Source organism: Acidianus sp. HS-5 (genome assembly GCF_021655615.1).
Taxonomy (GTDB): domain Archaea; phylum Thermoproteota; class Thermoprotei_A; order Sulfolobales; family Sulfolobaceae; genus Acidianus.
In genome coordinates, this window is sequence record NZ_AP025245.1 from 368,381 (window position 1) to 393,718 (window position 25,338).

Annotated in this window: 22 protein-coding genes and 1 CRISPR repeat array; of the genes, 14 read left to right on the forward strand and 8 right to left on the reverse strand. The window is 38.4% G+C overall.

Translation table 11 applies throughout. From position 1 onward, the window contains the following. Positions 1 to 3: 3 nt before the first annotated feature. The 8 genes from csx7 (HS5_RS01990) to HS5_RS02020 are packed head-to-tail and all read left to right on the forward strand — an operon-like array spanning position 4 to position 7,027. Complete coding sequence (gene csx7 / locus HS5_RS01990; RefSeq protein ID WP_236753446.1) at positions 4 to 717, forward strand: CRISPR-associated RAMP protein Csx7; 714 nt, start codon at positions 4 to 6, stop codon at positions 715 to 717. After that, entirely contained in the window at positions 714 to 1,547 is an 834-nt protein-coding gene (gene csx7, locus HS5_RS01995; RefSeq protein WP_236752406.1) for a CRISPR-associated RAMP protein Csx7, read from the forward strand. Before csx7 (HS5_RS01990) ends, csx7 (HS5_RS01995) begins: the two co-directional genes overlap by 4 nt. Further along, positions 1,522 to 2,316, forward strand: coding sequence for an RAMP superfamily CRISPR-associated protein (locus HS5_RS02000; RefSeq protein ID WP_236752407.1), 795 nt, complete (start codon positions 1,522 to 1,524; stop codon positions 2,314 to 2,316). Before csx7 (HS5_RS01995) ends, HS5_RS02000 begins: the two co-directional genes overlap by 26 nt. Next, positions 2,313 to 2,447, forward strand: coding sequence for a hypothetical protein (locus HS5_RS14445; RefSeq protein ID WP_256445558.1), 135 nt, complete (start codon positions 2,313 to 2,315; stop codon positions 2,445 to 2,447). Before HS5_RS02000 ends, HS5_RS14445 begins: the two co-directional genes overlap by 4 nt. A 1-nt stretch (position 2,448) precedes the next feature. Next, entirely contained in the window at positions 2,449 to 4,776 is a 2,328-nt protein-coding gene (locus tag HS5_RS02005) for a hypothetical protein (RefSeq protein ID WP_236752408.1), read from the forward strand. Next, entirely contained in the window at positions 4,773 to 5,348 is a 576-nt protein-coding gene (locus tag HS5_RS02010; protein ID WP_236752409.1) for an RAMP superfamily CRISPR-associated protein, read from the forward strand. The genes HS5_RS02005 and HS5_RS02010 overlap by 4 nt, the downstream gene beginning before the upstream one ends. Next, entirely contained in the window at positions 5,345 to 6,244 is a 900-nt protein-coding gene (locus tag HS5_RS02015; protein WP_236752410.1) for a hypothetical protein, read from the forward strand. Before HS5_RS02010 ends, HS5_RS02015 begins: the two co-directional genes overlap by 4 nt. Continuing rightward, positions 6,245 to 7,027, forward strand: coding sequence for an RAMP superfamily CRISPR-associated protein (locus HS5_RS02020; RefSeq protein WP_236752411.1), 783 nt, complete (start codon positions 6,245 to 6,247; stop codon positions 7,025 to 7,027). Positions 7,028 to 7,576: 549 nt separating this feature from the next. Here HS5_RS02020 and HS5_RS02025 read toward each other — a convergent pair. The 3 genes from HS5_RS02025 to HS5_RS02035 all read right to left on the reverse strand — a co-directional run bounded on the left by HS5_RS02025 (position 7,577) and on the right by HS5_RS02035 (position 14,273). After that, positions 7,577 to 8,005, reverse strand: a complete 429-nt coding sequence (locus HS5_RS02025; protein ID WP_236752412.1) for a type II toxin-antitoxin system VapC family toxin — start codon at positions 8,003 to 8,005, stop codon at positions 7,577 to 7,579. Beyond that, positions 7,974 to 8,198, reverse strand: coding sequence for an AbrB/MazE/SpoVT family DNA-binding domain-containing protein (locus tag HS5_RS02030; protein ID WP_236752413.1), 225 nt, complete (start codon positions 8,196 to 8,198; stop codon positions 7,974 to 7,976). Before HS5_RS02030 ends, HS5_RS02025 begins: the two co-directional genes overlap by 32 nt. Positions 8,199 to 9,427: 1,229 nt before the next feature. Next, positions 9,428 to 13,426: direct repeats of the CRISPR family, unit length 24 nt; unit sequence GTTGAAATAAGGAAGAACTGAAAG. A gap of 88 nt (positions 13,427 to 13,514) precedes the next feature. Then, a complete protein-coding gene (locus HS5_RS02035; RefSeq protein ID WP_236752414.1) occupies positions 13,515 to 14,273 on the reverse strand; it encodes a CRISPR system precrRNA processing endoribonuclease RAMP protein Cas6 in 759 nt (252 codons plus the stop codon). A gap of 316 nt (positions 14,274 to 14,589) precedes the next feature. Between HS5_RS02035 and HS5_RS02040 the strand changes: the two genes are divergently transcribed. The 5 genes from HS5_RS02040 to HS5_RS02060 all read left to right on the forward strand — a co-directional run bounded on the left by HS5_RS02040 (position 14,590) and on the right by HS5_RS02060 (position 19,210). Then, a complete protein-coding gene (locus HS5_RS02040; protein WP_236752415.1) occupies positions 14,590 to 15,156 on the forward strand; it encodes a hypothetical protein in 567 nt (188 codons plus the stop codon). Next, the gene (locus HS5_RS02045) at positions 15,143 to 16,456 is read left to right on the forward strand and encodes a hypothetical protein (RefSeq protein ID WP_236752416.1); all 1,314 of its coding nucleotides are present in this window, start codon (positions 15,143 to 15,145) and stop codon (positions 16,454 to 16,456) included. The genes HS5_RS02040 and HS5_RS02045 overlap by 14 nt, the downstream gene beginning before the upstream one ends. Before the next feature lie 162 nt (positions 16,457 to 16,618). Further along, the gene (locus tag HS5_RS02050; RefSeq protein WP_236752417.1) at positions 16,619 to 17,419 is read left to right on the forward strand and encodes a hypothetical protein; all 801 of its coding nucleotides are present in this window, start codon (positions 16,619 to 16,621) and stop codon (positions 17,417 to 17,419) included. 146 nt (positions 17,420 to 17,565) lie between these two features. Further along, positions 17,566 to 18,825, forward strand: a complete 1,260-nt coding sequence (locus HS5_RS02055; protein ID WP_236752418.1) for an MFS transporter — start codon at positions 17,566 to 17,568, stop codon at positions 18,823 to 18,825. Then, positions 18,806 to 19,210, forward strand: coding sequence for an STK_08120 family protein (locus HS5_RS02060; RefSeq protein ID WP_236752419.1), 405 nt, complete (start codon positions 18,806 to 18,808; stop codon positions 19,208 to 19,210). Before HS5_RS02055 ends, HS5_RS02060 begins: the two co-directional genes overlap by 20 nt. Before the next feature lie 203 nt (positions 19,211 to 19,413). Here HS5_RS02060 and HS5_RS02065 read toward each other — a convergent pair whose 3' ends face one another. The 5 genes from HS5_RS02065 to HS5_RS02085 form a co-directional block, all read right to left on the reverse strand. Beyond that, positions 19,414 to 20,556 carry an AAA family ATPase gene (locus HS5_RS02065; protein ID WP_236752420.1) on the reverse strand — a complete coding sequence of 381 codons (1,143 nt, stop codon included), beginning with the start codon at positions 20,554 to 20,556 and terminating at the stop codon, positions 19,414 to 19,416. Positions 20,557 to 20,859: 303 nt separating this feature from the next. Next, entirely contained in the window at positions 20,860 to 21,378 is a 519-nt protein-coding gene (locus HS5_RS02070) for a hypothetical protein (RefSeq protein ID WP_236752421.1), read from the reverse strand. A 130-nt stretch (positions 21,379 to 21,508) separates the two neighbouring features. After that, positions 21,509 to 22,054: a hypothetical protein gene (locus HS5_RS02075; protein ID WP_236752422.1), complete on the reverse strand. Its 546-nt coding sequence runs from the start codon at positions 22,052 to 22,054 to the stop codon at positions 21,509 to 21,511. A gap of 291 nt (positions 22,055 to 22,345) precedes the next feature. Further along, entirely contained in the window at positions 22,346 to 23,038 is a 693-nt protein-coding gene (locus HS5_RS02080) for a class I SAM-dependent methyltransferase (RefSeq protein ID WP_236752423.1), read from the reverse strand. 236 nt (positions 23,039 to 23,274) lie between these two features. Continuing rightward, positions 23,275 to 23,700 carry a hypothetical protein gene (locus tag HS5_RS02085; protein WP_236752424.1) on the reverse strand — a complete coding sequence of 142 codons (426 nt, stop codon included), beginning with the start codon at positions 23,698 to 23,700 and terminating at the stop codon, positions 23,275 to 23,277. A gap of 230 nt (positions 23,701 to 23,930) precedes the next feature. Between HS5_RS02085 and HS5_RS02090 the strand changes: the two genes are divergently transcribed. Continuing rightward, on the forward strand, positions 23,931 to 25,292 hold the full coding sequence (locus tag HS5_RS02090) for a TM1812 family CRISPR-associated protein (RefSeq protein WP_236752425.1): 1,362 nt from the start codon (positions 23,931 to 23,933) through the stop codon (positions 25,290 to 25,292). Positions 25,293 to 25,338: the final 46 nt, after the last annotated feature.

The following is a 25,338-nucleotide window of genomic DNA, read 5'->3' on the forward strand; positions in this document are numbered from 1 at the left end:
GATATGGACTTCTCTTCATTTCAATCCATATATGAAATAACCGGGAAATTGGCAAACCTTTCCTCACTAAGGATAGGCACCGGGAAAGTTTCACGTTTTGACGAACCTACAGATAACCCAGTGATAACTATTAACGGGAAACCTTACATCCCAGGCTCTACAATGAAGGGAGCTTTAAGGAACTTAGTGGAAATGTATTCAAAGACGCGCGGTTGGAACATAATTTACCCTTACGAGAAAGTCAACGCAAAAGACGAAGAAGAGGAAGAGAAAGCGTACGCGAATTGCATTCCCTGTTACTTATTTGGCTCTCCTGCTTTTGCCTCAAGGGTCTTTGTCTTCGACTCACCTATTTCTTCAGATTACGTGAGGACTTACAGGACAATGGTGGCAATAAACAGGACTTTTGGTGCGCAACAACCCAAGAACCTATACACTCTTGATTACATAGAGCCCGGAGCGTCTTTTGACTTCAGGATGAGGGTATTTAACGTAGACTTAGAAGAACCTAAAGAGGAAACAGAAAAGGAGGCAGTAGAAGCATTTAGGTTTGCGTTATCGCTCCTCATAAATGAAGGTATAATGATAGGAAATAGGAAAAGCATAGGACTAGGGTTAGTTAAGCTAGAAAACCCTACAGTAGTAAAGTTCACTTTGAAGGAAGGAATGCTAAAAGAGGAAAAAATAGAGGTAAAGAAGATCTTGGGTGAGAAGTGACGTTCTTACACGAAGAGCTAATAAGGAGAGTAGAGATTAAAGGGGTCGTAAGGAACGATTCTCCAATAAGGGTAGGTAGTAGGGACACAGTGGACTTTACTTCAACTGCACGTGTACAACTTTTAAAGAACTCATCCGGAGTACCTTACATTCCTGGCTCAACGTGGAAAGGAGTATTCCGCTCTACTGGGGAGGCAATTGCTAGAAAAAGAGGGCTTTACACCTGTACCGGGCTAACGAGGGAAACTTGCGTGGACAAAATACCGAACTTTCAAGACATCATTTCCTCCAATGTGGAAGAGGCTAAGAAGTTATTCTGGGAAAAGACCTGCATAAACTGTAAGGTTTTTGGTGCACAGTCAGTAATTTCTGCAGTTTACTTTTTCGATTCTTACCCACTAGACTATAAGATAGGAGTAAAGACTATCATAGCGGTAAGCAGGGAGAACGGCGCAGTAGCAAAAGGCGCTCTGGGGACCGCCGAGTATATTGAGCCAAACTCCACTTTCACTTTCTTAATGCTTGGGGAGAACTTGCCAAATTACGCAATAGGTTATATACTGTCTATAATGAAGGCTTTGCACGGTGGAGTTTACCAAGTTGGAGGTTATAAGAGCAGAGGGTTCGGTTTCGTTAATTTTGCGAAGGTAGAGCTAAGAGTATCACACTACACTGAAAAGAGTGGGTCGGGAAATTCCCTCTCACCACTTGACGACTTTGATCTAAAGGCTGATTACACTCCAGGAGAGATGAATGGGGACGAGTTCTTCAATAAGAATTCCTCGTTAATAGAGGTGTTTAACCATGCAGGGATCAAATACCCAATGTAGATCTCCTCCAACTCCCAGAAACCAGGGAGAAAAGAGGAAGGTGCACGTAAAGATTAACGTAATATCTGAATATCTGCATATATCCGAGAACCCGAAGCCAATGCCTTCGGAAATTAAAAAGAACTCTGCCGTTATTTCGCAATTCATACAGACAGGTAGAGCGGAAGTTGCGGTAGAGAGGGACTTCGTTCACTTTACCAGGGTAGGAGATGATATAGCAATCCCAGCTAACACTGTAAGGGGAGCAGTAAGGAGTAGGCTTGAGGTACTTTACGATTGTTCTTGTTACAACTTTTTAGGCAACAGACCTTCAACAACTGTCTCAAGAAAATATAAGGAAATATTTAGACCGAAGAGGAAACACAGCGACAACTTCGAGGAAGAAGGAGTCGTGTGCCCGGTATGTAACGTTTTCGGCACTGCAGGTTTAGCTAGTAGGATAACTTTTACAGACTTTAAGCTAACCAAGGGTAACGTAAAGTTCCTTAACATGCAGGGGTTCACATACGAGGTAGTCACTAGAGGTTCAACCTTTGAAGGTGACGTAATAGGTAACCTCACTATGGAGGAGTGGGGGATGTTACTCTGGGGAATGGGTTGTAGGAAAGGTAAATTTAAGGTGATGCTTATGGGTAGGTTTAAGTTCCAGAGGAAGGACTTCGCAAGAGTAAAATTTGAAGTAGACGACCAAGACTTAATTAAGGCATGCGAGGAGTTTGAGAATAAGAACTCAAGATACTTACACGACGTGGAGGAGGATTGGAAATGAAGATATGCATTAAGAGAGATCTTTCAGTAACTTTAGACGAGGAGAAGGAGTGCGTTAAGGTAGTTGAAGCTAAGGAGGAAGAAGGAGAGAAGTTGAAAGTGGAAGGTATTGAATACATGAAGGGTGATTGAGTTGATAAGGGGAGTTTATGGAATACTAGTTAAGGACAAGGACGATGGTATAACTAAAGAGGAAGATAACAGGAAAGCAAGGGAAGAGTTGAGGAACCTCATTATAAGGTTTATGTTAGCCAGCAAGACAGATGACGTCGATTTACTTACAGATTACCTTTCGTTAATAATTAAGGCACCGCTCCTTTTACCTTACATACCTTACAGCGGTAATTCTTTGCTCAACAACTTTGACTTCCTCACATCTTACATAGTAACCAGGAGGACAAAATACGTGGAAAGCGGTAAGGAATTAATAGACAGCGGTAAGCTTTCTCCTATGGACTTCATAGAGACGATATATGGAGGGAAAGCAGAGGCTTACAATTCACTGAGGACAATATTTGAGGCATTAAGCCAAACTCCTGCAGATACTAGACCAGGGTTGAATATCGCCCCTCTCTCTTCACACTTAACTTTAACCTCCCTAGTGGGTTGGCTTGAACAACCTTATTCCAAGGACTTACCTTACTTGAGGTTAGCTTCAATATTGCACGATATAGGAAAATTAACTTCTCCTACTCACCACGTAGCTGAAGGGATAAATTTCATGGAGAAAGTTATTGATGAACTTAAGAAAGAGAACGTCAAAGTAGATAACATAGAGAATGCCCTGCAACGGATTAAAACTCACCATAGTACAGACACAATAGTAAGTAGGGCAGATAGGGTAGCATCTTCAGCTGATAGGCTAATTGACGAAGTTAGGGAAATTGCTAAAGAAATAGAAGAATGTAAGCCTTTCTTAAGTTGTTACGAAGAAGGGGCTAGGGCCGAGTGCATGGAAGAAATCAAATACACTGTAGATCAGTACAAGCAGTGCACTGTAAAGATTTACGAAGAACTGATGAAGAAGAAGAGAGAAGAGGAAGTGAAAGGTGAGGGCGTGAAAGGTTACTTATATTACATAGACTTCCCGGGAGTGCAATCCTTCATTAATTACTTCTCAAACTTGAGGGACTTATCTGCTGCAAGCTTCTTTGTGGACTACTTATCGTCAACTGTACCGTTCATACACTTAGACAACTTACTACGTAAGGATAAGGCATTCCTGCCCCCAGAGGCGTTATTGGCCTCAATGGGAGGACACTCCTACTTAGTTGGGAGAACTGACGTTAAGCCGGAAGACTTCATAGAGTCGTTAAGGAGTGACGAGATATTTAAAGAGCTTGGCGTTACTCCAAAAGTTAGCTACGTGGGGTTCTACGTAGGAGATAGAATAATAGACTACGGCTCTCTTGGACCATTAATAAGAAAGAGCAACTTGAACTCCTTGGTCTTAGCTGATGTAAAAGAGGATATCCTATCATATGGTCTACACAAGGTGTGCGACAGTTGCGGTATAAGGCCTGCAGTTTACTCTGACCAAGGGAGTTACTACTGTAGTAGGTGTTACTTTGTCCACAGTCACTCTGCGAGTAGGGGTGCTATGGCTAAGCTGTCTTCAAAGTTCTACGTTGACGGCAAGGAGTGGGTTTACGAAAAGGTGGAAGACCCAATGGAGGATATTGCGGAAGGGGGTAATTACATTTCAGTAATAAAATTTGACGGTAATAACGCAGGAGAATTCTTCAAGAGGACGCTGACTTTTGGAGAATACACTGCAAAGAGCTTTTGGGTAGATTACTCAGTAAAGAAGTCTTACTACGTCACATTGAAAGAAATAGGTGACAAAATGATACCGGTAGGGACGCTGTACTTAGGTGGAGACGAAGGTGTAATAATAACTCCGGCTTCAGTCGCTCTGCCATTTGTAAGTAAGTTCATAGAGGAGGCTAAAGATTCAGGATTGACATTTAAGGTAGGAGTAATTACCGCAAAGTATGATCATCCAATACAGTTCCTCATAAACGCTGCTGACAGGTTAATGGAGGAGAGTAAATATGAAGGGGGCAAGGAATCTACTGTAGGAGTTTTAACTACTTCAGCTTTCCTATCAGATAAGGCAGTAGAGGAGGAGCTGGAAATCCACAAGGAAATTTACTCACCTAAGGTTACGCTGAAGGAGTTAAATTCCCTCCTAGACGTCGCTAAGAAGCTGGAGGAAAGGGGTATTCTTAAACATGCAGTGTCAAAGCTTGATGACGCTCTAGAGCTTTACTTTACCAGCAAAGACATGTTAAGGCTCATAGCTTACCTAGTGAGGGAAAGGCATAGGGCTGAAAGTGAGGATGAAAAAGAACTCTTCAAGTTAATCCTGAGCACTTACAATGACTCAGGGAACGAATATATTAACCTCTTAGGTTATTATCACGTTTTAAAAACTTTCATTTTAGGTGAGAGGAAATGATAATAAAGGTAAGAGCTAAGGCTTTAAGTTCCCTAACAGTTGGTGGGAATACGTCAATAGGCTCAGTAGATATAGCATTTAACGAGCTCGGCATACCTGGGTCTTCGGTCAAAGGTGCAATGAGGACTGCCATAAGTAAGGCAATTGAGGAAGGTGAAGTTAAGGACTATACTTCCTGCGGGGAAATAGAGCCCTCAAAAATGAAGGACTGTGACGTTTGCAAGGTCTTCGGTAAACCTAACCAAGAGGGAATAGTAAACGTCCACGGGGTTATGATTACCCCTGACGCAGTGCTTACTAGAGTTTCAATAAGAGACGAAAACCTGAAGGCAAAAGAAGGGTCATTATTTAAGCAGGAAGTTGTAAAGCCTAACACTGAATTCGAGTTTGAAGTAGAGGTCAAGGACTCTGCATCTTGTAAGGAAATAAGGTTAGTCTTACTTTCCCTATTTTACTTAAGGCTTTGGAGGTTAGGTAGGGGAGGCATGATAGACCTCAAAGTAGAGAACCTTCCTCCTGCTAACTGCGATTTTTCAGACTTAGAAAGCTTAAAGAGGTGGTTGTGGTCATGAAATTAATAAAACTCTCGATAAAAGAACCGATAGCTTTCTCATCTAGGAAGATAAAGAACTATTATTTCTCCTCTGCAGATTATATACCGGCACAAGCAATAAGGGGGGCATTAATAAACGCTAAGGAGGACTACAGCTTGCTTGACAGTTTTTACACATCCCCAGCTTATCCGTTAATAGACGGGAAGCCTGCAGTGCCTTCTCATGCGTTTTCTCCTGCAATAAGTAGGAAGTCAAGCGAATATATCGAAGAGAAGGGCATACTGAATAAGGTAAGTAAAGAGCTATTAGATAATTACCCCTATCCAGTAGAGGCTAAACCTAAGATAGGTGACCTAATTTACATGACCTCAGAGGACGAAAAATACTACCACTATAAAAAGGCAGAAGTGCCTTCAGTGATTACCCAACACGTGGCAATATCTAAAAAGTACGGTGCAGGTGAAGGTGGTATGCTTTACGCTTATGAATATAAACTGTTGAAAGGGATCTGGTTCCTTTCTTCAGAAGACCTAGGCATTAAGAGTTTTAGGGTAGGCAAAGGGAGGAGCAGGGGCTTCGGTAGTGCAGAAGTAGAAGCAGTGAAAGAAGTCGACCTAGGTGTACCAAAGGAAGGTGATGTGGTCTATTGCCTTTCGCAATGTTTGCCTTCCCTCGGGAAGACTTTCTTCGACTACGATTTCGTCATTGGGAAGACTGAACTCTACTTAGGCTGGTTTACCAGGGTTGTAGACGGAAAAACGGTCAGGGGACAAAAGCCCGTAATTAAAGTTCTATCTGCAGGGAGCTTAGTAAAGTTGAAGAAGATTTACGACCTCGACTATTTAAAGCCAGCCGGTTTGAATTTCATGGTTAAGATTTCCGACCTAGGTGAATTAATTAAGAAGGTGGTGTAAATGGTCTCATACCTATTTAGGCTGTATTTCAAGCCAACTTCACCAATTTTAATAGGTGGGATAAGGGAAGGTACTGTCACTTACTTCCTAGACGAGGGAGGACAGAAAGTAATACCGTTTAGCTCTTGGAAAGGTGCTTTCAAGAGGGTTACTGAGTTAGTTGCTAAATCTTGTAACGACCCAATAATAAAGTCCCACTTGAACGACGACCACGAGGACCCACCAACTAGGGCTGAGGCTGAAAAAATTGCGAAAATTTGCGGTGAACAGTGCAGTGGAGATAAACTAAAAGACATAAAATGCAGGGGTTACGACTGCGGTTATCTGTTCTCCTCAGGGAGAGTATACAAAAGAGAAGATGTTGTAGACACTGTTTCCAAGTTTTTAGCTTACATCCAGTGCCCTATAGAAGGAATCTACGGTTCGAAGTCGTTTGCAGGAAAAGTAGTTTTCTCTGATTCAGTAATCTCTTCCTCAGAGCTTCTCCAACTCACCAGAACCACTATAGATAGGGAAACCTGGACAGTGAAAGAAGGTCACCTTTACACTGAAGAGCTACTTTTACCTGAGAAGATAGAGGTCAAAGTGCTATTAAGAAACCCGAGTGAAAAGGAAATGAAACTGTGGAAGGAGACTTTAGACTTTATTGAGAAGTTGGGTTTACAAATAGGTAACGGAAAAAGCAAAGGACAAGGTTTATTGAACCTAGATGCAGAAGAGAGCACTTTCAGGAAGGTTGAAGGGACTAAGATAAGTGAAGAAGAGAATATAAAGAAACTGTAGTGGAGAAATGACCCCTTTGAGAGAATATAAGGGGAGTCTGACAACGTGAAATATTTTGTTAAACTCCCCTTTGAGAGAATTCAAGGAGACTTTAGCCAAATGTGGGGATTTTTACCTTTTTAGAGAACAAGTTTTTTCTCCTTCTCTTCAATAGGTGTTAAGCTCGTTGGGTTTTATTAAGTTCTAAGCTACATAAATTAAGAGTGTGTTTAGCTTAGATCTGATTGAAGTGATCACAAAGTAACTTTTGTGCCACCTCGTTTACTCTAAATGGCTTCTTTCGAAAAGTAGTCATCTTACATTTCATCAACGTAGTCGCTTCTCCCAAAAACTGTAGTGATAACGTCATGAATTTATTCGACCTGGCGTGATGAAACAGTGAATGTACAAATCACGGATAACATCATCGATTTCTCCTACTTTTTATAGGCCCGCTTTTAAGAGATTATAAGAATAAATAACAGCAAGGCAGAGAATACCTCATAGGCTATCGTGTAATTGTGACATTATATGCAACGCCTCATACTCCTTTGAACTTACTCTACGAACTTACAGAATAGTTACTCCTAGCCTTCTAAAGTGTTTTTCATCAAATGTATAAATCTCATTAATACCGCGTTTTTGCATTATTACGTAAGCTAGTGCGTCGTTAACACTTACATTCTTCTCTTTTGAAACCCTGACTGCAATTGAATAGTCGCTTGCGGTAATGCCCTCGACGATTATGTTACTACTATTTAGGATGTTCTCTACTACTTCTATTGATGTAGTTAAATTCGATAAGCTCTCAATTATATTAGCTATTTCAGACACGTGGACTACAGTAGTAAGCACTTTTTCCTCGCCGTTATTAATCTTTAACAGAATTACCTTTGCCTTCTCTTTTATCTTAAATATTTTCTCGTCCAAAGGCTTCTTTGGTTTTAAAATTGCGTAAATGAACACGTTAGAGTCTATAAATTTTACGTTTGAGCTCATGCCAATCATCTGTTAACTCGTCGACTTCTACACTATCTATTAGCTTAGAGAGATTAGAGACTTTAGGATAAATCTCTATCTTATCGTCTTTTAAAACCATGATAAATTCGTCAGTGTTGAACCTTGTCCTCCACTCTTTTGGTATAACAATTCTCCCTTGCTCATCGACCTTTTTTATTACCACTTCTTCCATTATTTCACCAATTATTCATTTAATCACCATTAATATAAGCCTTATACCAGAAGAGTGAGTTAAGAAACCTTTGTAATGGAAAAACATGATCTTGATTACATCATACCCTCTGGAGTACGTTAAGAAGTCTTCATAGCATGAATGTGTACTTTATGTTGATATGTAGACTTTATCCTTTTGCCTGAGGAATCTTTGCCTCTTCCTTTCAATTCCATAGTTTTATCGTTCTTCAGAACTTAAATTATCCCCTAGAACCTTGACTTATCTAGCAACTTAGATACTGCAGCATTAATTCATTAGGACTGACCGCGTCTTATAATTTTCCATACGCTGTAACAAACTATCTTTTAATTATACAAGAAATTCCACTCATCTTTAATGACCGTATATCTGCAAGTGACGCTCTTAGAAACGCTGCAAAGAGCCAGGAGCTTTAATGACTCATATCTGCAAGAATCTATTCTCTTTTTGGAAAATTCCTTCTAGATTTCAGTGCTGTATATACGCAAGAATCTATTATATTCTTTACTTACGAGAAATGTGAAAATTAACTAAATCCTTGATGCTGCAGGCAACACAGCATCATTTTCTTAAGACTTTTCAATGTTGAATAATGCTTTACTTTAATCCTACCCTGTCTTCCCAATAACGATTTATACACATGTTGAATAATGCTTTACTTTAATCGTTTTCTTCTATTTTTATATTTTACTTGGTATTTTTTGTGTAGATAAATGAGGGCATGAATTTCTCTATCTACATTTAGTCTTATTCCAATGTTTCTTTCATTCAATTATATGTTAAAATTAGGGAGGCTGGATTTATATATTTTTGTTAGAGATTTTTTAGGATATTTCTAGTCTCCTTCTTTATTCGTAGTTTCTTTTTCTCCTCAGTCTTCTTCCTTCTATAGTATTTTTCTATCTACTTTGACTATTTATTCCCTTTCAATTTCTTCTAAAAACAAGGGAGTTTGGAAAAATATTGAGTAAAGGAAATTTTTTCATGTAGATTCTGAGGCAGATTTTTTAACGTCTTTTTCTGGGGTATAAATACCCTTTATAAACTTTTGTGTTGAAAAGTTACTTTCAAAAATACGGAGGATAAACTCTTTCTACTTATCCTTTCCTTAATTTTAGCGGAAAGTAAGGCTTATTATAAAGGGTAAAGAAAGATAATCTACACAAACCCCTAAAAACACGTCAAAAAGACGTGAAAAATGACGAACGGTTGAAATAAGGAAGAACTGAAAGTATAAAGTGCCTCTGTCCTTCCTCCTTTATAACTGTTGAAATAAGGAAGAACTGAAAGTCCAATCTTGGAGATGATAAAATAATTGTAAAATGTTGAAATAAGGAAGAACTGAAAGTTCACTTTTTCGATAATTACCTTTCCTTTTTTGTGTTGAAATAAGGAAGAACTGAAAGACCGCAGATATTAATATTCCCGCAAATGGTGGGAGTTGAAATAAGGAAGAACTGAAAGATATACTTTCGGCTATGATTCTTCTTTTCCTTATGTTGAAATAAGGAAGAACTGAAAGGATTACATCACCTGCCAAGTCTACTAGGTCACTGTAAGTTGAAATAAGGAAGAACTGAAAGTGAATGAAGAAGAGTTTGAAGCAGAAAGGAAGTGGTTGAAATAAGGAAGAACTGAAAGATTAGGAAAAACTACTATGGCAAAATTAATTAGTGTTGAAATAAGGAAGAACTGAAAGTTACAGAGTTTGAAAGTAGATGTCCCGCCGACTTGTTGAAATAAGGAAGAACTGAAAGATTACTACTACCCCAATTACAATTTCGATAATTTCTGTTGAAATAAGGAAGAACTGAAAGTTACTACATTTAATCCAGAATAAAAATTATAAATGTTGAAATAAGGAAGAACTGAAAGCTTTCTTCTTTTCTTCATTTTGTTGATTTTGTACATGTTGAAATAAGGAAGAACTGAAAGAATTTGAATAGTGTACTTCTTTTAATGAATACTGGGTTGAAATAAGGAAGAACTGAAAGTCTGGACTTGTTCCTTCTGTTTTTGTTTCTTCTCTGTTGAAATAAGGAAGAACTGAAAGTCAAGTACAACAGACTGAGCAGATGAGAAAGTGATGTTGAAATAAGGAAGAACTGAAAGCTTTAGTTGCAATATCTTCTATTTGATACATTCTTGTTGAAATAAGGAAGAACTGAAAGCTATATTTATCTTATCATCTACTTCATTCTATTCTGTTGAAATAAGGAAGAACTGAAAGTGGCTTCTCCAAATGATATTGTACAATTTTACTTGTTGAAATAAGGAAGAACTGAAAGTTGAATCTGACACAAATTCCTTTTGTTTCATTACGTTGAAATAAGGAAGAACTGAAAGTCAATGGGTTCATTAGGAAGCCTTAACTTCCCTTCGTTGAAATAAGGAAGAACTGAAAGAAAGGTCTACCATCTTCTCTTGAACATCTTCATGGTTGAAATAAGGAAGAACTGAAAGTTTTCATTCTTCTATGTCTTTCCGCTAATTTCATAGGTTGAAATAAGGAAGAACTGAAAGACTTGGACGAGACACGTTGTAACTAGGGCAATAAGTTGAAATAAGGAAGAACTGAAAGACTCATTATTTATTACTAAAGGATTAAGTATTTCATGTTGAAATAAGGAAGAACTGAAAGTTATTTTTATACTAAGCAGTTCACTTAATTTCCTGTTGAAATAAGGAAGAACTGAAAGCTTCGCTATGTCCTTTGAACTCAAACTCGTGGACGTTGAAATAAGGAAGAACTGAAAGTTTACATTAATATCTTGTGCTGAACTGAATGTAAGTTGAAATAAGGAAGAACTGAAAGATAAAACCTCTCTCTGTGGCTTTTGATAATTTGTGTTGAAATAAGGAAGAACTGAAAGGTAGGAGAAGCGGTGAGCGGGGTAACTCAAAATGGTTGAAATAAGGAAGAACTGAAAGCTTTAATCCATGACTCTTCAATAAAAACTCTTGAGTTGAAATAAGGAAGAACTGAAAGTAAGAAGTTTGATTATCCTGTGTTTCAGATCTACGTTGAAATAAGGAAGAACTGAAAGTTATTTTTATACTAAGCAGTTCACTTAATTTCCTGTTGAAATAAGGAAGAACTGAAAGTTTGCTTTTGTTAACTCCTCCAATTTTCTTACGGTTGAAATAAGGAAGAACTGAAAGGCAGATAGCTCCTAACTTCCTCAACGCTTAGCTTGTTGAAATAAGGAAGAACTGAAAGTACTGTGTTTTTTATGTCCCATTCTTCTCACTTTTGTTGAAATAAGGAAGAACTGAAAGTGAGGAGGGCAAAAGGAGCGGTAATCAGGTCTAGTTGAAATAAGGAAGAACTGAAAGTTTGTGAGCTGGTTGAGTCATGGTAAGGCTTATTGTTGAAATAAGGAAGAACTGAAAGAACGGAAAAAGGAAAGCTTTTCGCAATGTCGCTTGTTGAAATAAGGAAGAACTGAAAGAGTTACCTTCAGCCCTTAGTTAAAAAGGGGTCTGGTTGAAATAAGGAAGAACTGAAAGATATTCAATAAGAGACTATAAAAAGGACGCAATAGGTTGAAATAAGGAAGAACTGAAAGGTTTGCCATGGACTCGTAAACTTTACAAAATTCATATGTTGAAATAAGGAAGAACTGAAAGCTCCCCAATGCCTTTTTATGTAAGCCTCTCTGTAAGTTGAAATAAGGAAGAACTGAAAGAAGATCTTTTATTGCTTTTAGGGGACTAACGGTTGTTGAAATAAGGAAGAACTGAAAGTAGTCGTTGGTTTTCTTGCAGTTGATGGAAAGGTGTTGAAATAAGGAAGAACTGAAAGTTATTGACGAGCCATTCCTTTATTTTGCTCATTCTGTTGAAATAAGGAAGAACTGAAAGTATTTTTTAATATATATAGTCCGTAAGTACGCTTGTTGAAATAAGGAAGAACTGAAAGCTGCTAGTCTGATTTCGGCCATCCAGTTCCCTAAGTTGAAATAAGGAAGAACTGAAAGTATCATTTATTTCCAGTAGATTTCCTTCATTTATGTTGAAATAAGGAAGAACTGAAAGTGATCTTTAATATATTCTGCGTCTAAGCAAATATGTTGAAATAAGGAAGAACTGAAAGTTTCTTTTTGCAACTCTTTCAATAAGATCGACAAGTTGAAATAAGGAAGAACTGAAAGCTAAGCTCCAGAAATCGTCCTCAAACTCTTTAACGAGTTGAAATAAGGAAGAACTGAAAGCTTAGGCGGTGAAATAAACGCTAGGAAGCTGATGTTGAAATAAGGAAGAACTGAAAGGAAAATTTCCCCTCTCAGTGTTAGAAATTATCTCAAGTTGAAATAAGGAAGAACTGAAAGGGGGTGGATTACTGGTGCTATAACGAGTGCAATCGTTGAAATAAGGAAGAACTGAAAGATAGATAATATTCTTTCTAAGTACGGCGTTACGTTTGTTGAAATAAGGAAGAACTGAAAGTCGTATAGTTATTAATTGATATCGTTATACTCGTGTTGAAATAAGGAAGAACTGAAAGGGTATAGGGCAAATAGTCACTTCTGATAGTTCAAGTTGAAATAAGGAAGAACTGAAAGGATTGGGTTATAGAGATAATCAGAGAAACCAAATGGTTGAAATAAGGAAGAACTGAAAGCCGATAACACCTGAAGCCATGAACGAAGCTCCTGCGTTGAAATAAGGAAGAACTGAAAGAAGTAATGCTATATGCGAAAGAATTTTTGTTCCATGTTGAAATAAGGAAGAACTGAAAGAAATACATCCCTAGCTACCTTCAGTGCATAAGTGTTGAAATAAGGAAGAACTGAAAGTTATCGGTAAGCCACTAGAAGGAAAGTATGAAAGTTGAAATAAGGAAGAACTGAAAGCTGTTGATCAGTATTGACATTATCGCTACTAACTGTTGAAATAAGGAAGAACTGAAAGTTTGAGGTAAAAATATGATACCAGACATTCCCGAAAGTTGAAATAAGGAAGAACTGAAAGATCAGGAACGTCTTCAGAAGTCATAGCTCCTGCACGTTGAAATAAGGAAGAACTGAAAGTACTCCTGAATCGCTCCATATTATTACGTCGCTTGTTGAAATAAGGAAGAACTGAAAGATCTTATGTTTCAAAGAAAATAGGGGTAAACAAAGTTGAAATAAGGAAGAACTGAAAGGAGCTCATCCTAGTATTGTATATTAAGTCGTATTGTTGAAATAAGGAAGAACCTAGGCTTCGGTATTTAATTTTATATTTTGAATATAAGATCTAGATGAAATAATAAAACTTAAGGAAAAATAGAATTAATTGAAAGATATAAGCTCAGCACACCTCTACGTGCCCGAAACCGCTAGCCCTTGAGGAACCTACTCCTAAGATTAACGCAGTCTCAATTATTTTCTTTGTCTCTTCATCGTTTTTGAGTAACCTGTACTCTACTTTCCCTACCAGTACCGGCTCCTTTGCAGTGTCGTAAGGTATCCACATGGTCTTTATCCTGCTCTTCCACGTCTCAGTTATGCTCTCTTCAATGACTTTGATGTCTTCCATATTTACGTTATTCTTCCCCTTCATTATTGCATAAGGTATCCAGAACGTAACAGAAGGTGTTGGAAGGAACTTCCTGAAGTCCCTGTTAATTATGAAGGGGTTTGATAAAACGGTAGGAGAAAAGCATAGCTTGAACCTGTCCTTTACCTCTATCTTCTCCCTCTCTACGTTTGTTATTGTGTACTCCAACATACTGCCTTCCATTTTTACCCTAGTCTTTACGTTTAACACTTCCTTTACTTTTTCTTCAAACGCTCTTGACATCTCCTCTGGGATCCCTACTTTTATTTTATATTCGCCGTCTATTTTCGCCTCCTTTAGTACCCCCTTCTCGTAATAAGCGTAAACTGCTCCTTCTTTTCCGATTATGGGCGAGACGTGTACTGGCTTTAAAAATCCTTTTGTGGGTTTAAAAAGGATCTCCAGTTCCGGGAACTCTGAGAGTAGGATTATCTTACTTATTTTTCCAGTAAAATTATTGTAGGTTCTTCCATATTTCAACTTTAAGGTTAGGGCATAACTTGTAAACATATGATATACTGAGGAATAGGACTTAAATATTATGCGATGACTAACCGGGGCGGTAGTGTTTTCTGCTCTTCTTTAGGCGTTAACTCGTTTTTAAACAAAAAACGTTTGACTTGGTAAAAATTTGACTGTACGCAAAGCAGGCTATATGTACTAATAGGGTTAAGGCAACTAGAAATTCTCAGTGACTATGTAGTCTTAAGGAAACTCTAAGAAGACTACTACGAAGTGACCTCTGCATGTTCTACTCTCTCTACAATGACTTTGTTTAATTTTCTATAACATTAAAGTTTAAATATTGATGTACGAAAAATTATATATGGACAGCAAAGATGAAATATTTAATGCAATACTTAGAATTACCGGCGGTGACGATACAAAGGAGTTTACAAAAACTGCTGTTACGCGCGAACTGGGGTTGAGTAAGCCTAGTTCTAAAATAGATAAGGCACTAAAGGAGTTAGAGGAAGAAGGTGTAATAAAGGTTAAGGCGAAAAGGGGTAATGCAACTTATTACGTTTTAGTAAAAAAGTCGCTCAACCAAAAGACAGAAAGTTCCTTATCTGTTCAACAGCCCGCAATCCAACTGCCAGCTCAGCAAAACGAGATAAAACAAGCATTAAGGGAAGTTTTAGAGGAATTTTTCGGTAAACCTAAGAGTTTCGAAGACCTGGATAAGACCTACGAATTTATGAAGGACTCTTTAGGTTACGTCAGTATTGAAAACTTAAGGAAACAGCTGGGTTTATCAATAGAGCAGTTCATGGCAAAGTTTGGCGACTACGTACTCTCAAACTACGAGCTTATACCCGGTGGTAAGGATGGCTTCATAAAAGGAGGAGTTTTGTACGGCATAATAAGGAGGAAGGACCATGTGCGAGTTTAAAGAATATACCGTGAGCAGGTTCGGAGAGAAGTCTAAGGTAGCTGGAAAGCTCTGGACTCAGACGTTGAGGAAAATTGAGGACGTAATAATAAAGCGTAAAGACGAGGTAATAACTATAGTAGGCTCTCCGGGGATGGGTAAAACTACTTTGCTTAACTCTGTTTATAACGGCCTCAGCAATAATTATATTATATATTTGGATTTAGTTAATAGTCCTTCCATTTCTTCTTCAGCGTGGAGGTTTGTTAAGGTCACAAAATTTTATGAGAGAGTTAAGGTATACGCTTTCAACTTACTCCTTGAGCATAAAAAGGACATAGGTTACGTTTTCTTTGCTAAAATAAGGGAGTTCCCTAACTGGCTTAGGCACGCGGTCTGTGAAAAGGAGGAGTGGGATAAGGACTGGGGTTTTGCTGAGAGGCTTTATTGCATGCCTTATGAAGGGGACATTGAAGGCTTTATAGAGTTTTTAAAGGACCTGCAAAAGCTTGGTAACGTAGGTTTATTGTTGGATGAAATGAAGCTGGAAGAAGGGCAATTGAAGGAACTCCATAAGTTGATAAATGAAGTTGGTCTACCAATCATAATATCTATGACGCCTGAGGTGTTTAGCAACGTTAGCGACAGTGCACTTTCCAGGAGGCTTAAGGAGGCGGAAGTAGAATTGAAGTTGAGTGACGAAGACAAGGCTGACATACTGAAGGCTTACTGTGAGGAATATTATGAGGATTTACTTAAGGTGGAGGAAGTTATTAAGGCGGTAACTATTAACGAACTCTTAGATAAGGCTAGGACAGCTTACGAGGAGGCGTTGGAGAAGTGCAAAGAGGAGTATAAAAAGGACGAATGCATAAGGAGGGAAATTGGGAGTTCTTTTGTTATAGAAAACCCTATTGAGAGTTCTAGGCAATTGGAAGATAAAATAAGGGAAGGGCTGAAAGAGCTGAAGGAGGAGCTGGGGATAAAGTACGTCCACCTTAGAGGTAAGAAGATTGAGGAGAAAGGCGTAACTGCTGATATATATTTTAAAACTGATGACGCTGTTTATATAGGGGACATTAAGTTGAGCAATAAAGACAGTTTAGATAATGTAGGGAATATGAGGAAGTTGGAAGGCCTTGAGAAGGAAGGGGCTTATCCCGTAAAGAAGTTTATAATAACGAACCAGGATAACGTAAACTTGCAGGGGTTTAAGATAATACGCATTAGTAACGCTGAAGTAAAGAAGATAATAGAAGGTGACAGAGAAAAGAGGGATGAGTTAATAAGGAGGATAATGAGCGAATTGAAAGTGGGTTAAGTTTTAGAGGTAATGTCATGGATAACTCTATAGTAGTTATTTGTCAATGGTATAAGGGCGTTTTTAAGTGAGTTACAAGTCTCAGTTGAGTTGGATTCATACTTTCAATTACCTACGTTTACCTCCGCACTATTTATAAACTCTGGAGGAGAGTGATTAAATATGAGTGGGAAGATCGACGAGATCCTCAATAACCCGCAACTGCTTTCAGCTTTAGCTGATAAAATCTACGAGAAGCTTAAGGACGAGTTAGTAATAAAGAAGTTGGAAGAGAACAGTGCGAGCATTAAAGCTTTGCAGGAGGAAATTAAGAGGCAAGGCGAGGCTATTACTTCGTTACAAGAGGCTGTTAAAAAGCAGGGTGAAGCAATTGCCTCTCTACAAGAGGAAGTCAAGAAGCACGGTGAGGCTATTACTTCGTTACAAGAGGCCGTAAAGTCCCTCCAAGAAGAGGTTAAAAAGCACGGTGAGGCTATTACTTCGTTACAAGAGGCTGTTAAAAAGCAGGGTGAAGCAATAGAGGCGTTGCAAAAGGCAGTACTTAAGTTGAGCAGGGAGGTTAAGAAGCTCTCAATGGAAGTAGGTAGCTTTACTAATAGGGCAGGGAAGGGAATGGAGAAAACAATGCTTAAGTTATATAAGAAGGCTTTAGAACTCCACGGGGTAGACCCGAGTAAGGTAATGCATGGTATGATAGTAGACGAGTCGGGGGTAATCGAAAAGGGTAGGTCTTTTGAAGTAGACTTTTACGATACCGACGACTTCGTTTACGTGTTTGAGATAAAGAACTTAGCCGATAGAGGTGCTTACGACCAGATAATTATTAGGAAGAAGTTGTTCTCTGCCAAGTATAAGGATAAGAAGATAAGAATATTCCTAGTTGCTAACTTTATAGATAAAGGTGTGAAGAGAAAACTGGAGAAAGAAGGAATTGAAATAATTGCCTCTCACGTTGTAGAGTAATGCTATCAATTCATCTTATTTCAATTTGCGTTTTTAAACCTTGTTACTCTTTTTAAATTTACACCTTATTTCCATTGTATAGAGTTTTGAGTTATTAACTAAATTTGAAAGAAATGTTTAAATACTCTTTTCTATTTATTCCTTTTATGGGCATAAACAAACTTCCTTCAAAATTTATTAGAACAGTTGTACTTTTATCAACTATAGGGTTAATCATTGAGGCATATGATTTTTTCTCAATAGGAATAATTTCTACGGCTATATGGCCATATGTTTTCTTTAAAGGTGCTAGCAGTGCAGCAATAGCCTTCTCGATCTTTGCTTACGCTACAATACTTATAGGCAGACCAGTGGGAGGTGCTTTGTTTGGCCACTTTGGGGATAAAATTGGTAGGAAGTTCTCCATGTTCTGGAGTTTATTCCTTTCAGGCATAGCAATGCTTTTAGTTGCTTTAATGCCTCCCCTGGGAATATTGGCAATAATCCTTATCGCGTCACTTAGGTTTATTCAAGGTCTGGGGTTAGGAGGTGACGGCGGAAGCTCGCTAGCTCTCAGCTTCGAGTACGCAAATAAAGGTGAGAAGCCAGGATATTTCATGTCCTTCCCCATGGCTGCAGCAATAATAGGTATACTCCTTGGATTAGTGGGAGTAATTTTATCAGAGAACGTTGAGAGTAAGCTTTTCTTACTTTCTTACGGCTGGAGGATATTAATAGGCGTTGGTGCAATAGCATTAATTGTCTCAGCTTATCTGAGGATGAGGATAGTTGAGAGCTTTGATTTTAAGGAATTAGTGAAAGAAGGTAAAGTTGATTCAAGTCCTATAAAGTCTGTGTTTAAGGTTTACTGGAAGAAAATCCTGCTGTTGACTTTAGCAATGGCTTACTTTCCCGTAATGCTGAACTTCGTTTTATATCCTTACTCTATAGAACTTTATGAAAAGCTGGGGTTTGCTGAAAAACAAGTAATGTTACTCTTCCTGATTGCCTCAGTAGTAGCTACAGCCTTTACACTGTTAGGAGGGTACTTAAGCGATAAGTATAATTGGAAGAAGGTAGTGCTCATATCAGCGCTAGGGAGTGGAGTTTCTTTGCCTCTCCTCTTACTTCACAGCTTCATAGGTTTAATAGCGCTTTATTTATTATCTACTTTAGGCTGGGGCGCTATGGGGATGTATGCCTCTGAGTTTGTTGTAAAGTTGAGGAATACAGGTTCTGGGCTTGTTTTCGGGCTTATTGGTATATTTCCTGCAGTGATGCTGATAGCTGTCTTGCCAGCTTTAATAGCTTTATACGGTGTCGTGGGCTCTTTAACGCCTACAATTGGAATAAGTGAAGCAATTACTCTTGTTTCAATAGCCTCAGTCATTCTGCTGATGAGGAGAAATGAAGGAGGTATATCTTAAAATATCTCACGAGCCGGATGTAGTACTTTACATTTTTTCAGATCCAAACTTCGCGTTACCTAAGATTATGCCGGGCTATGAGAGCCACAGTGCAGATGTTGACGGGACTTTCAGAGTTATAGGTGTTGTAGGAATTTACCCTTACGTATTGCAGGGGAGAGTATTTAAAGGGAGTGTAGTTAAATACGTTTTCAGGATGGAGGACGGTCTTGAAGGCGCTGGAAATATTGACATATCAGCAGAAGGTGATAAGCTTAAGTTAACCATTGATTACGATGGTTCAGCAAAGTCGCAGTTTGAGTCTGCATTTGAGAAAGCTATGAAGAAGGTTTCTAAAAAGATAGACGAGGAGATAAGGCTTGAGAGGATAAAAAGGAAAATATAATTATTTTAGTATAATACAAAATAATAAAATTACACATTCCAATAGAAGATCTTAAATGTCTCGGAATAGCTAATCTGAACTCGATCTGAGAAATGCAGGGATTATGTTTGCTCTTATAAGAGGTCGAAAAGCTGTTTTGCGCAATACTTTACCTTTAAACCAAGGACTTTTATTAAATTCTGATAGTAATGTGAGCTAATTAATTAGGTCAGCCCTTTTTTCCTTATTTCCTTCATAGCGTTTAATAAATCGTCAGTGGTAATTTTCTCTCCTTTAGATAGTACGTTAAACAGTGCTACCTTTACTAACCTTTCTAAGTCTGCCCCACTGAACCCTTCTGTCACTTCTGCGACCTTTTCTAGGTCAGCCTCTACAGGTAACTTCCTAGTGAGGATTTGCAGTATCTCGAGTCTACCGTTTTTGTCAGGCAACTTAATTTCAATTTCTAAGTTAAACTTATCCCTCAGTTGGTTAGTCCTTGAAGCACCAATAACTGTCACGTTCTCTAACTTGTCAAACGTTAATGCCTCCGTATCCTTAAGTGAGTAAAGGTTATCTAAGAAGACAATTGCGGGGGAGTGTTTCATTGCTTCGTCAAAGATATCTGTGAGGTCTACCTTATACCTGCAATCCACGTATATGAAATAATGTTTAGTCTCGTTTGAGATTGCTGAAGCAAGTAAAGTCTTACCTACACCTGGGGGGCCATAAATTAAGATACTTTTTAATGGTGTTAATCCAACTTCAGCTAACTTATATGATACAGTGAGTGGGTTCTCTACGTATTTTATGATTTTGTCTATTACGTCTTTCATCCCTCCTATATCACTGTACTTTACAGCCTTTGGGGAGACCTTTACTGTCTGCCTACCGTAGACCTTTAAGTCGGTCTCTTCAGAAACTACTACGACGTCCCCAGGATCTGTCTTTACTACTGTGAATAGTACCCTCTTCCCTAGGACTGGTATTGGGACTAGGTTACCCCTTATAATGGGCTTTCCTTGTATTTCTTTCTTTACATAAGAGACAAAGCCCGGGTCTACTGGAAGGTCGAGTTCAGGTAATAACTCTACGTTAGTAGCCTTTACGGGGTTCGCTCTCCTGATTATCACCCTGTCCCCGGGCTTTACTCCTGCGTTCTTTCTAGTTACCTCGTCCATCCTTATTATGTCAGCCTTCTCATCTGACAGCCACACGGATGCTATTGTCTTCCTCTCCCCTTCAATCTCTACGTAGTCTCCGGGGCTTACTCCCAAGTGTGCGAGGAGTGTGGCTTTCATCCTCACCCTTACCGCGTTGACGTCGCTCTTGTTTGCCCTTGCCACCATGAGTATTAGTTCTCTCATGGTTCTATACTTGTGAATATTATTATAAAAGGCATGACGTCGTTGTGCGTAAAGTTGGTAAGGTTTAAAATGAGGAAAGATGGAAAAAGTCTACTTTCCCTTAAGTAGTTGAAAGAGTACTACCCAATTTTAATACAACTACTGTTTCCACTAAGTCGGTGGACGTGTTTGGCAAAGTATTGAGCTTAATGAACTGATTCCTTAAATAAATGTAGTTTTTTGAAAATACCAGCTAAGCTATAACCTTATTTTACTGTAAATTAAAGTGATCGAGCTAGAACAGTTCCTGTATTTCGAAGGCCATCATGAAATTGCGACACTCGTATCACGTCCAGCTATTGCCACCGTATTCGTAGCGTAACTTGGAACGTAATATACATATATTATTTTTATATTCTCTGTGGCTCCGTTGATTAGGTTAGTATTGCCTATACGTACTTCCGCTGACCCTGGTAGGACTGGAAAACTTTCATGGCCTGCTGTGCCAACACTTACTTGACCACTACTATAACTTATCCCTTGATTGGAATGCCCGCATATCTCCACGTATGTGTTAGTAGTAGTAGAACTGCAGACAATAACTTCAACATATCCGGGATAATCTAATGTAAACGTATAATATACATAGTAACCTGCAGGCTCGCTGATACTCTTATATCCCACTAACGTCTCACAGCATTCTTTTAGTTTAAGACGAGGATGGTAGGTAGGTAATGAGCTATTATTTGAAAAATGGCCGCTTGAACTAGCTAATGCTCCACCGACTAAAAAACCTAATATTGCAGCTACTATAATTAATAAAGCCGTTGAACCTTTACCCATTTTAGGTCTCGGCTTTTATCTGTATCCGACGTAATTATATGTTTTGCGGTACATCGTGCTTTGTGAGGTAGCTCAATTTTTATCAAAAGACTAAAACTTCTTTTAACGTCTGAATTTAAGAAAACTGGGCTTAATACCTATTGAAGAAACAACGAAACACTTTCTCTTTATGATGAAATTCGTTAGCTCTGTAAGATTTTTTAATGTCTTTTACTCTGTGCCTTATTGTTACCTCTGTAATTCCTATGGTGTTGGCTAGTTCTTTCTCGGTAAGATTAAGTCCGTACTTCTTCACCACCAAATAAAGTATTGCTCCTATAGAGCCTCTAGGGTTTTTCCCGTTGAAGAATACTTCTTTATTTGAGGTTACTATCCTAGTTATTTCTTCCTTAACTTCTTGCGGCAGTTTAAATTTATCTAAAAGGGATAAGTAGTACATTTCATTATTCTCTATTTTGTAAACTTGAGAAATTTTAGCAATTACGTCGAAGAGCCTTGCCCTGTATTGGTTCAGCGTTAGTCCTTCAGGTGGCTCAATCTCTACTTGTACTCCCATCCTTTTTGCTACTACCAGCCTTACAGCGTCATAGAGCGTTTTCTTTGGAAAACCTTTACTTAGTCCTTTTTCCTTCAATAGTGAAATTAATCTCTCGACTTCTGCATCAAATTCCTGCATATAATAAAAAGTTATCAAATATTTTATGTTTTATGCGAACACTTGCTTTGTAGGTCTATTCAGTTTTATAAAAAAGGCTATAAAATTACTTTTAACAACATCGAGAATTTGATAAAGCTTGGGAAGTGCTGGATATAATAAGGAAAGTGAACCAATTCTATTGTATCTGGTCAGATCTTGAAGCCATTGGGAAAGTGAGCTTAGTAGGAATCATAGTTTTGTCCTTTAAGGTATAATTAAGTAACTTACATTTGTAAGGTGTTAAAGGTTTACATGTTATTAACTCTCTTACTAATAGGGTTTCCAACCCTTAAATGCTACATAATCTCCTCTGTCGTAGCCGTCAGTAGGGTACTCTACAGACTCGTTGGAGTACTTTGGATGTCTAGTGAGGGTCTGCGCAATTTTTACAACTACGAAACCGGCGTCCTCTAAGAGCTTTCTTATCTCCTCGACGGTGTGCCATTTTGCTTGCTTTACGTATTCTATGTTGTAGGGGTTTTGTGGCCTTACCCTAGCTATGTAGTTGTCTTCCCAAGAACCGAGGAGTTCTGCTATCTTATAGAGGAGACCGTAAGAGCCTTCTGCAATAACGTCTGCCACTATTATATGTCCTCCTGCCTTTAAAATTCTGTACGCCTCCTTTACGGCTTTTGCGTCGTCGTTTGCGTAGTCTAGGACTCCGTTTAAGATTACCGTATCAAAGCTTGAGTCCTCGAAAGGTAGGTTTTCTGCTTGACCTATTTTTACGTTGAGCCCTCTGGATTTAGCTACTTCAGCCATTGCAGGACTGGGCTCTACGCACTCATTTATTGTTATCCCATACCTAGTTTTGAGTATGAACTCGAAGAGACCGGAACCGCAACCTACACTTAACGCTTTCCCAGGGTTCGGTTCTAACATGTATTTTAATAGAAGTGCTTCTGATTCAAGTACGTTTTGGTTTTTAAGGAACCATGAGTCGTATTTGCTTGCCTCAAACATATAATAAATTTGTAGAGGTAGTTTTAAAACTTAATGATCAGCGGTGATTTGTTGAGTAGTTCAATTGTCAAAAAGACTAAAGCTTACGTTTAATTCAACATCTAATTTAGGATTATGAAAAACTGATGGGCTTAACGTCTAAAGAGAACCAACAATGTAGATAAGCGGTGATAACACAAATCATCGGTGATTTAAAAATAACTTCAGTTGATAAAAGAAGGTTGCATTAAGGTCAACTACTCATGCACTTCCTCTACCTTAATTTCATCGTTAAGCATTATCTTTAGCTTCTTTTGAAGTCCTGCTACTCTGAAGTAAAGGATTTTAGCCTTCCATAATCCTGTCCAGGAAATTAGTAAGTCTATTTCCTCCTCAGTAATCCCCCTTTTACAGTCTCCTAAGTTTATTTTTTCCATGCTATCTACTTTTAATACACCTAAACCAGCCTCCTTTATTAATCTCCCCCTTATGCTCCTTGATTGGTAAAAAATGAATTTCTCTCTAGGAGGATGGCAAATAATGAGCGTGACGCCATTAATACACACGGTTATGAAGATCCCTTGTATAAGTAACCTGAGTAACTCATCCCTACCGTACTGTGAGATGTCCAAGAGGTATTGTTTTGAGTTCTCGTGTAACTCAAACCTGGAGGGTTTCTCCACGGGTTAATTTTGCTTTTGGAAATTATATTTTATTCTCTGATGTAGTGATGCTAATTCCTGAAACGTCAACTCGTAATCCAGTAAGAATTAGCTCTACCAAAGAGAATATTCGACATGCTCGTTAATAACGTTTAACGACAATTCATGAATATCTATATCATTCTAATTTACAATGGCTCAGGTTGGCATGTTCAACCAACTCTTAATACTTCCTATTCATAACTAGTTATATGACTTGTCTAATTTACATAGCAGGAAACGTTGGAGGATATAAAGTCGTGAACTACGTAATTGATAAGGGCAGTAACCAAATTAAGGTGCCTACGTTCTTTTCAGCACACGCGCTTTACAAAGCTTTTAACCCTGATAAAGTAGTAGTTTTACTCCCTGACAGTTTAATAAAAGATACTTCAGGTAATCCTGACGACGTGAAAAAAGCGTATAGGGATTTAATCAGTACTCACGCTAGAGGACTTAACCTTGACCAACAGACGGTAAGTGAGATTAATTCCTTCCTTGAAAAACTGGAGATTTTCCTTGTACCTAACGTGGGAATAGGCAAGGCAATAAAAAGCGTCAACGGCAAGGTTGTTGATACCAGACCGTCAGAGAACTACACTAAGGACAGGAACCCGGTCTTTATCTTTAACGTAGTTTACTCTGTCTTACAAAAACTTCACTGTGACCATTATATGATAGACTTAACACACGGCACTAACGTGTTAATTGCTGCAGTATTAACTGCGGGCTCACTTTTCGATTCCACTTTCTATGCAGCTCCTATAATCGGTAGTCCAGACCAAGGTGCTACAGTTAAAGTAGTCGATCTCACTGATTTAATTAATGCGATGAAGGACGCCCTCATGATATCTTCATCAATAGAGATGCTTGACGAGAGGTACTTTAGGGATTATAGTAGTGAGTTACACAGCCTTAATCCTAATAATTTTAAGGACAAGAACCTCATTTCTAGGATTAAAAGTTCAGACCCGGGGATGATAATAGACCTGTTATGGAACATAAGGAACGGTTTTACTGTTAATGCGGTTAAGGGCATGATTGACGTGTCCAATAAAGTCCAAGTGTTAGAGAACGACGTTAATAACCTTACTTCCTATTTTATCGACTGGGTTAATAACCAAGACCTTGACGTTAAAGATATTATCCTCTCCCATTTTTACTCTACGCTGAAGGTTAAGGATATCCTCATGAATGGAGACGACCTAACTGTCCTGAGGTACCTATTAGACCTTTACGTTAATGCTAAACTTTACGATAAGGCTTTGTCTTTAGCTAGGGAACTTCCGGTAGCTTTTTGCTTGAAACACCACGGCGGAGGTACTTTTGGTGATAATGAAAAGCATAAGAACTGTGATGAACTTGTGAAGGAATATTATAAGCTGGAACACGGTACTATTATACAATATAGGAATATGCTAATGCACGGAGGTTTATCCGTAGACCTCAAGGTCACCGTTAATGGAAACGGTAGCTTAAACTCAAATAAGGTAAATAAGAACGATATAGAGAAACTAGTCAAAGAGTTAGGTGAATACGTCGATGAGGCAATAAGCAAAGTTAAAAATTCCTAGAGCCTTACTGGTTTTCTTACAATTTGTATCTTTGTAAGTCTGTAAA

Excerpts from the sequence above, each read along its gene's own strand:
- csx7 (WP_236753446.1), top strand. The coding sequence starts at position 4 with ATGGACTTCTCTTCATTTCAATCCATATATGAAATAACCGGGAAATTG.
- HS5_RS02000 (WP_236752407.1), top strand. The coding sequence starts at position 1,522 with ATGCAGGGATCAAATACCCAATGTAGATCTCCTCCAACTCCCAGAAAC.
- HS5_RS14445 (WP_256445558.1), top strand. The coding sequence starts at position 2,313 with ATGAAGATATGCATTAAGAGAGATCTTTCAGTAACTTTAGACGAGGAG.
- HS5_RS02010 (WP_236752409.1), top strand. The coding sequence starts at position 4,773 with ATGATAATAAAGGTAAGAGCTAAGGCTTTAAGTTCCCTAACAGTTGGT.
- HS5_RS02015 (WP_236752410.1), top strand. The coding sequence starts at position 5,345 with ATGAAATTAATAAAACTCTCGATAAAAGAACCGATAGCTTTCTCATCT.
- HS5_RS02020 (WP_236752411.1), top strand. The coding sequence starts at position 6,245 with ATGGTCTCATACCTATTTAGGCTGTATTTCAAGCCAACTTCACCAATT.
- HS5_RS02025 (WP_236752412.1), bottom strand. The coding sequence starts at position 8,005 with ATGAGCTCAAACGTAAAATTTATAGACTCTAACGTGTTCATTTACGCA.
- HS5_RS02030 (WP_236752413.1), bottom strand. The coding sequence starts at position 8,198 with ATGGAAGAAGTGGTAATAAAAAAGGTCGATGAGCAAGGGAGAATTGTT.
- HS5_RS02035 (WP_236752414.1), bottom strand. The coding sequence starts at position 14,273 with ATGTTTACAAGTTATGCCCTAACCTTAAAGTTGAAATATGGAAGAACC.
- HS5_RS02040 (WP_236752415.1), top strand. The coding sequence starts at position 14,590 with ATGGACAGCAAAGATGAAATATTTAATGCAATACTTAGAATTACCGGC.
- HS5_RS02045 (WP_236752416.1), top strand. The coding sequence starts at position 15,143 with ATGTGCGAGTTTAAAGAATATACCGTGAGCAGGTTCGGAGAGAAGTCT.
- HS5_RS02050 (WP_236752417.1), top strand. The coding sequence starts at position 16,619 with ATGAGTGGGAAGATCGACGAGATCCTCAATAACCCGCAACTGCTTTCA.
- HS5_RS02055 (WP_236752418.1), top strand. The coding sequence starts at position 17,566 with ATGGGCATAAACAAACTTCCTTCAAAATTTATTAGAACAGTTGTACTT.
- HS5_RS02060 (WP_236752419.1), top strand. The coding sequence starts at position 18,806 with ATGAAGGAGGTATATCTTAAAATATCTCACGAGCCGGATGTAGTACTT.
- HS5_RS02065 (WP_236752420.1), bottom strand. The coding sequence starts at position 20,556 with ATGAGAGAACTAATACTCATGGTGGCAAGGGCAAACAAGAGCGACGTC.
- HS5_RS02070 (WP_236752421.1), bottom strand. The coding sequence starts at position 21,378 with ATGGGTAAAGGTTCAACGGCTTTATTAATTATAGTAGCTGCAATATTA.
- HS5_RS02075 (WP_236752422.1), bottom strand. The coding sequence starts at position 22,054 with ATGCAGGAATTTGATGCAGAAGTCGAGAGATTAATTTCACTATTGAAG.
- HS5_RS02080 (WP_236752423.1), bottom strand. The coding sequence starts at position 23,038 with ATGTTTGAGGCAAGCAAATACGACTCATGGTTCCTTAAAAACCAAAAC.
- HS5_RS02090 (WP_236752425.1), top strand. The coding sequence starts at position 23,931 with ATGACTTGTCTAATTTACATAGCAGGAAACGTTGGAGGATATAAAGTC.